Consider the following 8,213-nt stretch of genomic DNA (forward strand, 5'->3'; position numbering starts at 1 on the left):
TCGCGGTACGAGCGCACCGAGCCGAGGATCCGCTGCCACGCCCGTGCGAGATCGGCGGGGGTCTGCGCCGGCCAGCCGAGCGCGCGGCAGACGCCCGTCTTCCAGTCGACGTCGCGGGGCACCGACGGCCAGGCCGCGATGCCGAGCGCGCGCGGCGTGACGCACTGCCACACGTCGACGTGCGGGTGGCCGACGATGCGCACGTGCGCGCCGTGCGGGCCGCGGGCGACCGCCTGCGCGATGCGCGACTCCTTCGACCCGGGCACGAGGTGGTCCACGAGCACGCCGTACCGGCGGTCGGCCGACGGCGGGTCGTCGCGCAGCACCGCGTCGAGCAGGTCGATCCCCTGCAGGTACTCGACCACGACGCCCTCGACGCGCAGGTCGTCGCCCCACACCTTCTCGACCAGCTCGGCGTCGTGCCGGCCCTCGACGAGGATGCGGGAGCTCCGCGCCACGCGGGCCCGCGTCTGGGCGGGCGCGAACGAGCCGGATGCCGTACGGGCGCGCCCCGCGGGGGCCGCACGCGGCGGCACGACGAGCTCGACCGCCTCGCCGTCCACGAGGAACCCCTTGCCCAGCGGGAACAGGCGCGTGCGGCCGTGCCGATCCTCCAGCTCGACGTGGCCGGACTGCACGCCCACGACCGCGCCGCAGTACCCGTCGCCGGCGACCTCCACGACGAGGTCGGCGGATGCCGGGACCCTCGGCGTCGCGCGGCGTCCGGCGTCGCGCCACCCGGCGGCCAGCACGTCGCTGCCGTATCTGTCGTCCATGCTCACGGCGCCACACAGTACCCACGCCCCGGCGCGGCGGCGGGCCGACCCGCCGCACTGTCCGGATGCCGCCGCGGAGGACGCGTCGAGACGGAGCCGGAGGGCACCGGCATCCGTCCGGCGTGTCGGGCGACCTGTGTAGGCTCGGGAACGTACACGCGAGCACCTCGAGGGGGAGTCATGCGTACGCGCCTGCTCATGACACTGGCGACACTGCTGGCGCTGCTGCTGTCCGGATTCGCCGCGTCGGCGTCGGCGACCGACCCGGTGCGGCTCGGCGCCGAGCGCGTGTTCGACGGCGTGGACGCGTTGAGCGCCTCCGACGAGGCCGCCGCGAACGAGCGCCTCGCGTCGCTGTACTCCGACAGCGGCGTCGACCTCTACGTCGTGCTCGTCGACGACTTCACGAACCCGTCCGACCGGCAGCAGTGGGCGGATGCCGTCGCGCAGCGCAACGGCCTCGGCGTGAAGCAGTACCTGCTCGCGATCTCCACCCAGGGCCGGCAGTACTACATCTCCGCCGACACCTCCGGCCCCCTCTCCGACGGGCAGCTGGAGGCCACCGAGGCCGCCATCAGGCCGGCCCTGTCGGAGGGCGACTACGCCGCCGCGATCACGACCGCCGCCGACCGGTTCCGAGCCGATCTGACCGGTGGCGGCGGGGGCGGCGGGCTGTGGATCGGGCTCCTCGTCGTGGCCGCGATCGCCGTGGTCGTGGTGGTCGTCGTCGTGCGGGCGCGGCGGAAGAAGGTCACGGCCGGCGGGGGTCCGGCATCCGTCGAGCACGTGCCGACGGCCGAGCTGGCGCGGCGCGCGGCGTCGGCGCTCGTGCAGACCGACGACGCGATCAAGACCAGCGAGCAGGAGCTCGGGTTCGCGGTCGCGCAGTTCGGCGAGGCCACGGCGCGCGACTTCGCCGACGCGCTGACCGCGGCCAAGAAGGGACTCGACGAGGCCTTCGGGCTCAAGCAGCAGCTCGACGACTCCACGCCCGACACCGAGGAGCAGGCGCGCGCCTGGAACACCCGGATCCTCGAGCTGTGCGCGCAGGCCAACGAGAGCCTGGACGAGAAGGCGCAGGCCTTCGACGAGCTGCGCAAGCTCGAGCAGAACGCGCCCGAGGCGCTCGCCTCGGTGCAGGGGCTGCGCGAGACCGTGGCCGCCGCCCTCGACGGCGCCGCGACGACGCTGACGCGGCTGCGCTCCGCCTACGCGCCCGAGGCTCTCACGACCGTCGCCGACAACCCCGATCAGGCGCGCCAGCGCATCGCGTTCGCCGATGAGCGGCTCGCCGCGGCACAGGCGTCGGTCGGCGCGGGCAACGGGTCGGCCGCCGCGGTCGACATCCGCGCGGCCGAGGAGGCCGTGGGTCAGGCCCGGCTGCTCGAGCAGGCGATCGACAAGCTGAGCGCCGACCTCGCGCAGGGCGAGAAGGACGCCGCGGCCATGGTCGCCGAGCTCGAGAAGGACATCGGCATCGCGCGGTCGCTGCCCGATGCCGACGGGCGCGTCGCCGCCCAGATCGCGGCCACGCAGCAGCAGATCGACGCCGCCCGTGCGAACCTCTCCGGCTCCGCGCGGCGTCCGTTGGCCACACTGCAGGCGCTGGAGGCCGCCAACACGCAGATCGACGCGGTCGTGGAGGGCGTTCGCGATGCCGCCGAGAAGGCGCAGCGCGCCGCGCAGCTGCTCAGCCAGCAGCTCACGCAGGCCCAGGCGCAGGTGTCGGCCGCCGAGGACTACATCACCTCGCGACGCGGGGCGATCGGCGCCGAGGCGCGCACGCGGCTCGCCGAGGCGGGCGCCTCGCTCGTGCAGGCGCGCCAGCTGGCCGCGTCCGACCCCGCCCAGGCGCTGCAGTACGCGCAGCGCGCGAACCAGCTCGCCGCGCAGGCCATCCAGTACGCACAGCAGGACGTCGGCGGCTTCCAGGGCGGCGGCTTGTTCGGCGGCGGCGGCTCGAGCGGAGGCGGCGGCAACGTGATGGGCGCGGTCCTGGGCGGCATCGTCATCAACTCGCTGCTCGGCGGGGGCGGCGGCCGCGGCGGCGGAGGCGGGATGTTCGGCGGCGGAGGCTCATCGCGAGGTTCTTCGCGGGGATCCGGCGGCGGGTTCGGCGGCGGGCGCATCAGCCCCGGCAGCTTCGGCGGAGGCGGCACACGCGGCCGCCGGGGAGGAGGCCGCTTCTGAGCCACCGATCCGGCCGGACCCCCGGCATCCGCCCGCACACCCCCATACATCCGTGAGAAAGGAAAAATCTATGGCCAAGCAGTCCATCTTCGGTCGCATCTCGACCCTCGTGAAGGCGAACATCAACGCGATCCTCGACTCCGCCGAGGACCCGCAGAAGATGCTCGACCAGCTCGTCCGCGACTACACCAACAGCATCGCCGACGCCGAGTCGGCGATCGCCGAGACCATCGGCAACCTGCGCCTGCTCGAGCGCGACCACCAGGAGGACGTGAACGCGGCCGCCGAGTGGGGCAACAAGGCGCTCGCGGCCAGCCGCAAGGCCGACGAGCTGCGCGGGGCCGGCAACGCCACCGACGCCGACAAGTTCGACAACCTCGCCAAGATCGCCCTGCAGCGCCAGATCAGCGAGGAGAACGAGGCCCGCGCCATCGCCCCGTCGATCGCCGCGCAGACCGAGGTCGTCGACAAGCTCAAGAACGGCCTCAACGGCATGAAGCAGAAGCTCGAGCAGCTGAAGTCGAAGCGCTCCGAGCTGCTCGCGCGCGCCAAGACCGCCGAGGCGCAGAACAAGGTGCACGACGCGGTCAAGTCGATCGACGTCCTCGACCCGACCAGCGAGCTGGGCCGCTTCGAGGACAAGGTGCGTCGCCAGGAGGCGATCGCCCAGGGCAAGCAGGAGCTGGCGGCGTCGACGCTCGACGCGCAGTTCGAGGCGCTCGAGGACATGGGCCAGCTGACCGAGGTCGAGGCGCGCCTCGCCGCGCTCAAGGTCGGCGGCACGCCGGCCCCGGCCATCGAGCAGTAGCCGGAACGGCCCACGGGTCAGCCCCCGAGTCGGGCACGAGACGCCCTCCGACGTGCGGTCATCGCGCGCCGGAGGGCGTCTCCGCGTCTCCGTCCGATGTCGCTCGCCGAGGCGTCGCGGGAGACCAGCCGAGCGCGACGCCCTTCACCGAGCCCGCCGCCGCTGTCTCCGCAGCCTCTCGATCTCGCGTTCCGCGGCCTCGCACGGATCGCGGGACCTCCCGTCTGCCGCATTCCGGGCACGATCGCGTCCGCAGACGGGAGGCCTCACGGTCGACGGGGGGCGCGGTGAGCATTCGCGCAACGCATCGATTCCGGCGAGCGCCGGCGAGGACGACAATGGGAGGATGACGCGATTCGTGATCGCCCCCCAGTGGCAGGGCTCCCCCGCCGCTCGCGCGATGCTCCTGATCGACGGTGCGGAGGCGATCGCCGGCGACCTGCCGCGAGCCCGCTCCACGCGCGTCGACGTGCCGCTCGAGGCCGGCGAGGCGCTCGGGACGGGCGTCGCGCGCCTGAGCGCGCTCACCCGCACGCACAGTGCGATCGCCGACGCGCTCGCGGTGCACGACGAGCCGGTCGTCGTGGTCGGCGGCGACTGCGGGGTGGCCGTCCCGGCGATCGGGCACGCGGCCTCGCGTCACGAGAACCTCGCGGTCGTCTGGTTCGACGCGCACGGCGACCTCAACTCCCCCGAGACCTCGCCGTCCGGCGCGTACGCCGGCATGGCGCTGCGGGCGGTCCTCGGCCACGGCGAGCTCGCACTGGGCGCCGATGCGATCCCTCCCTCGCGCGTGGTCCTGGCCGGGGCCCGCGAGCTCGACGACGGCGAGGCGGAGTTCGCCGCGGCATCCGGGGTCGGCGCCCTCACCGTCGACGACCTCGCCGTCGCGGATGCCCTCGCCGACGCCGTCGCGGCGACCGGAGCCACGGCCGTGTACGTGCACGTGGACCTCGACGTGCTCGACCCGTCCGGCATGACCGGGCTGACCGGCCCGGTGCCGTTCGGCGTCGAGGTCGCCGTCCTGACCGCGGCCATCCGGCGGCTGCGCGAGAGCGTGCCGCTCGTCGGCGCCTCGATCGCCGGCTTCGCACCGGTGACGCCCGCGGCTGCCGTCGACGACCTCGCCGCCATCCTCCGCATCGTCGGAGCGGTCGCGTGAGGCCGCCCGCCGGCTGGCGCGACCGCGCGCGCCGCGCCGTCGACCGCGGCGAGCGCCTCGACCGGTTCATCCCGGGCGCGCTGCTGGACTCCCCCGTCAGCGCGGCCGGCTACTGGTGGGGCACGGCCGTCGGCTGGGTGTGGGGGTCGCTGTGGTCGACCGGCCGGGTGGAGCGCCGCGGGGGCCTGTGGGTGTTCACCGGGATGCCGTCGTGGACGTTCCGCCGTGGCGGGGTCTGCGTGGGCGGCTGCTTCCTCACCGGGGCGGATGCCGTGAGCGACGGGCTCCTGCGCCACGAGGCCGTCCACGCGCGGCAGTGGCGGCGCTACGGCTTCCTCATGCCGCTCCTGTACCTCGCCGCCGGGTTCGATCCGCTCACGAACCGGTTCGAGATCCTCGCCGGCCTCGAGGACGGCAACTACGTGCCGCGCGGCACGGCCTGAGCCGCGCATCCGGCGCCGCGCTCCTCACGAGGGCTCCACGCGTCCGGGAGCGCACGACCACGGACGGCGACACGAACGGACGCCGCGTCAGCGAGAGGATGCCGCGTCAGCGGGCGGCGACGAGGCCGAAGCGCTCCGGGGTGTGGATCGCGGCGGCATCCATCCGGCGCACCCCGGTGAGGTGGTCGAAGATGTCGGCCGTGCCCAGGTAGCCGCCGAGGAGATACACGCGCGTGGCCTCGTCGGACGTGTGCTCGTCGCACAGCATCTCGTCGGCCCACGCCGTCACGGCGCGCGCGAGCGCGCGCCCGGGTGCGCACGAGCGGCCCGTGCCGGGGTCGCCGGAGCGGCGCGACCGGTCGAGCCACGTCACGATCATGCGGGCCGGCACCGACACGTGGCCGATCCACGAGGCATCCGGCACCTCGATGAACACGCGGCCGGTCGAGCAGAGCGGGAGCGTCGCGACGAGCGCCTCGAGCTCGGCGAGCGAGTGCTCGTCGGCCGTGATGAGGTGCTGCACCCGCACGTGCTTCGACGTCCGACAGGCGGACGAGTCGTGGGTGGTGCGTGCGGTCATGGTCTCTCCACTATAGCGCGGAGAAGGCACGCCTTACCTTATGAGGAGCTGGGGGCGACCAGCACGCGCCGCAGCTCGGCGATCTCGTCGTCGGCGAGCCCGTTCGCGCGCAGGAACTCCACCGGGGCGCCGAAGCGCGCGCGCAGGTCGTCGAGCATGCCGCGCATGACCGGTGCCGGCGAGCGCGTCGCGAGCTCCTCGAGGTTCGCCGAGCCCGGATGCTCACGGCGCAGGTACGCCACGATCTGCGCATTGCGCTCGGCCGGCAGGAGCGACTCGGTGCGCGCGTAGTCGGCGACGACGGCGTCCTCGTCGACGCCGGCCGCGGCCAGCGTGAGCGCCACCGTGACGCCGGTGCGGTCCTTGCCGACGGTGCAGTGCACGAGCACCGGCGTGGCCGAGATCACCCCGCGGACGACCTCCACGATGCGGTCGGCGGAGTCGTCGACGAGTCCGCGGTACAGGTTCGCGAGGGTCCAGTCGTCCTGCAGGAAGGATGCCGCCGACCCGCGGAACAGCGGCACCCGGAGCATCTCGAGGCCGAGGTCGTCCAGACGCGTGGGGTCGCCGAGCACCTCCTCGTCGGCGCGCAGGTCGATGATGCGACGCAGGCCGAGGGCGCGGAGCCGCTCGCGGCCCTGCTCCCCGACGCGGGCGAGGTGGGCGGAGCGGAACAGGACGCCGTGCCGCGTCATCGAGCTCCCGGCGGGAAGCCCGCCGGTGTCGCGGAAGTTCATCAGCCCCGGGATCGAGAGCTCCGGCTCGAGGGCGGCGGCCACACCCTCCGGACGCGCGTGCACCGCGCTCACCGGATCCGGGCTCGGCGCTCCGACCGCCGGCACCGGGCCGGTTTGCGCCGGCGCCCCCGCGGGGACCGCCTGCTCCGGAGCCGGGATCCGCCGTCCCGGCGCCGCGAGCCCCTCGTCCGAGACCGAGGGCTCGCTCACTCCGCCGCCTCGGGCCGCGCACGCGGCGGCACCGGGTAGCGGCCCGCGACCGTCACGCGATTGAAGGCGTTGATGGCCACGAGCAGCCAGCTGACCGCGACGTACTCCTGCTCGGTGAAGATGCCGCCGACCCGGTCGTACACGTCGTCGGGGATGCCGTCCTCGGGGAGGAACACGTGCGACTCGGCCAGCTCGAACGCGGCCCGCTCGCGCTCGGTGAACACGCCCGACTCGCGCCACACCGGCAGCTGCGCGATCTCGTCGGCCGTCACGCCCGCCGCGACCGCGCGATCGGCGTGCACGCGCACGCAGTAGGCGCAGCCGTTCAGCTGCGAGGCGTGCAGCTGCACGAGCTCCTTGAGCCGCTCGTCGATGCCCGCCTCGGCGACCAGCGCGCCCACGGTCTGCGAGAACGCGTTCAGGGCGTCGTAGGCGGGTCGCGCCGCGCGCGAGAGGTGGACGCGGCGCGGCGAGGTCATACTCCCAGGGTACCGAGCGGCGGAGCGACCGGGGCGGGAGCGAGGGGACGCCGGATGCGGTCGCGACGCCGCCGACCGGATGCTCTCCGCCCCCGGTGGCGGCCGGGCCCCGCCTGCGTCCGGGACCCGGAGCCGCCGGGCACAATGGAGCATGGCCGCTCCCTCGTTCGACGAGTTCTCCTTCCTGCCCGAGCAGGCCGCCGAGCAGGGGCTGGACCGCGTGCCGCCGGTGCGCCGGCGCGACCTCGCGCTGCCGGACGGGCGCACGATCAGCGCCCTGCAGTACGGCGACCCCGCCACCGCCGCGTTCGTCGACCCGGTCGTGACGCTGCTGCACGGCGCCGGGCTCAACGCGCACACGTGGGACACGACGGTGCTGGCCCTGGGTCTGCCCGTGCTCGCGATCGACCTGCCCGGCCACGGCGACTCGTCCTGGCGCGCCGACGCGCGCTACACGGCATCCACCCTCGAGACGGACGTCGCGGCCGCCATCGCCGCCGTGACCACGAGGCCGCACGTGCTCGTCGGGCATTCGCTCGGCGGCCTCAGCGCCGCGGCGGTCGCCGCCCGGCACCCGGAGCTCGTGCGCGCGCTCGTCGTGATCGACATCACACCGGGCGTCGACCCGAACGGCGACGCGGCGATGATCCGGGCGTTCTTCGCCGGACCCGCCGACTGGGCGTCGCGCGACGAGCTGGTCGACCGTGCGCTCTCGTTCGGGCTCGGCGGCTCCCGCACCGCCGCCACGCGAGGCGTGTTCCTCAACTCGCGCGTGCGCCCCGACGGACGCGTGGAGTGGAAGCACCACTTCGCGCACCTCGCGAACGC

Annotated in this window: 9 protein-coding genes; 5 read left to right on the plus strand and 4 right to left on the minus strand. The window is 74.4% G+C overall.

Annotated elements, in window-relative coordinates; translation table 11 throughout:
• The coding region (locus WML84_RS10760) for a DUF3097 family protein (RefSeq protein WP_347346144.1) at nucleotides 1–776 on the minus strand (776 nt) is incomplete at its 3' end.
• A 198-nt stretch (nucleotides 777–974) separates the two neighbouring features.
• Here WML84_RS10760 and WML84_RS10765 point away from each other — a divergent pair.
• The 4 genes from WML84_RS10765 (at nucleotide 975) to WML84_RS10780 (ending at nucleotide 5,379) form a co-directional block, all read left to right on the plus strand.
• Nucleotides 975–2,966, plus strand: coding sequence for a TPM domain-containing protein (locus tag WML84_RS10765; RefSeq protein WP_347346145.1), 1,992 nt, complete (start codon nucleotides 975–977; stop codon nucleotides 2,964–2,966).
• Between the two features lie 70 nt (nucleotides 2,967–3,036).
• A complete protein-coding gene (locus tag WML84_RS10770) occupies nucleotides 3,037–3,774 on the plus strand; it encodes a PspA/IM30 family protein (protein ID WP_347346146.1) in 738 nt (245 codons plus the stop codon).
• 346 nt (nucleotides 3,775–4,120) lie between these two features.
• On the plus strand, nucleotides 4,121–4,936 hold the full coding sequence (locus tag WML84_RS10775) for an arginase family protein (RefSeq protein ID WP_347346147.1): 816 nt from the start codon (nucleotides 4,121–4,123) through the stop codon (nucleotides 4,934–4,936).
• Complete coding sequence (locus WML84_RS10780; protein WP_347346148.1) at nucleotides 4,933–5,379, plus strand: Fe-S oxidoreductase; 447 nt, start codon at nucleotides 4,933–4,935, stop codon at nucleotides 5,377–5,379. Before WML84_RS10775 ends, WML84_RS10780 begins: the two co-directional genes overlap by 4 nt.
• A 106-nt stretch (nucleotides 5,380–5,485) precedes the next feature.
• Here WML84_RS10780 and WML84_RS10785 read toward each other — a convergent pair whose 3' ends face one another.
• The 3 genes from WML84_RS10785 to WML84_RS10795 are packed head-to-tail and all read right to left on the minus strand — an operon-like array spanning nucleotide 5,486 to nucleotide 7,385.
• Nucleotides 5,486–5,959 carry an SIP domain-containing protein gene (locus WML84_RS10785; protein WP_347346149.1) on the minus strand — a complete coding sequence of 158 codons (474 nt, stop codon included), beginning with the start codon at nucleotides 5,957–5,959 and terminating at the stop codon, nucleotides 5,486–5,488.
• A gap of 38 nt (nucleotides 5,960–5,997) precedes the next feature.
• Nucleotides 5,998–6,906, minus strand: a complete 909-nt coding sequence (locus WML84_RS10790; RefSeq protein WP_347346150.1) for a tyrosine-protein phosphatase — start codon at nucleotides 6,904–6,906, stop codon at nucleotides 5,998–6,000.
• On the minus strand, nucleotides 6,903–7,385 hold the full coding sequence (locus tag WML84_RS10795) for a carboxymuconolactone decarboxylase family protein (RefSeq protein ID WP_347346151.1): 483 nt from the start codon (nucleotides 7,383–7,385) through the stop codon (nucleotides 6,903–6,905). The genes WML84_RS10790 and WML84_RS10795 overlap by 4 nt, the downstream gene beginning before the upstream one ends.
• A 151-nt stretch (nucleotides 7,386–7,536) precedes the next feature.
• On the opposite strand from WML84_RS10795, the gene WML84_RS10800 reads away from it, so the two are divergent.
• Nucleotides 7,537–8,213: alpha/beta fold hydrolase (locus tag WML84_RS10800; protein WP_347346152.1), on the plus strand; the 677-nt coding region annotated here is incomplete at its 3' end.

This window comes from Microbacterium sp. (assembly GCF_039812165.1).
In the GTDB taxonomy this organism is placed as follows: domain Bacteria; phylum Actinomycetota; class Actinomycetes; order Actinomycetales; family Microbacteriaceae; genus Microbacterium.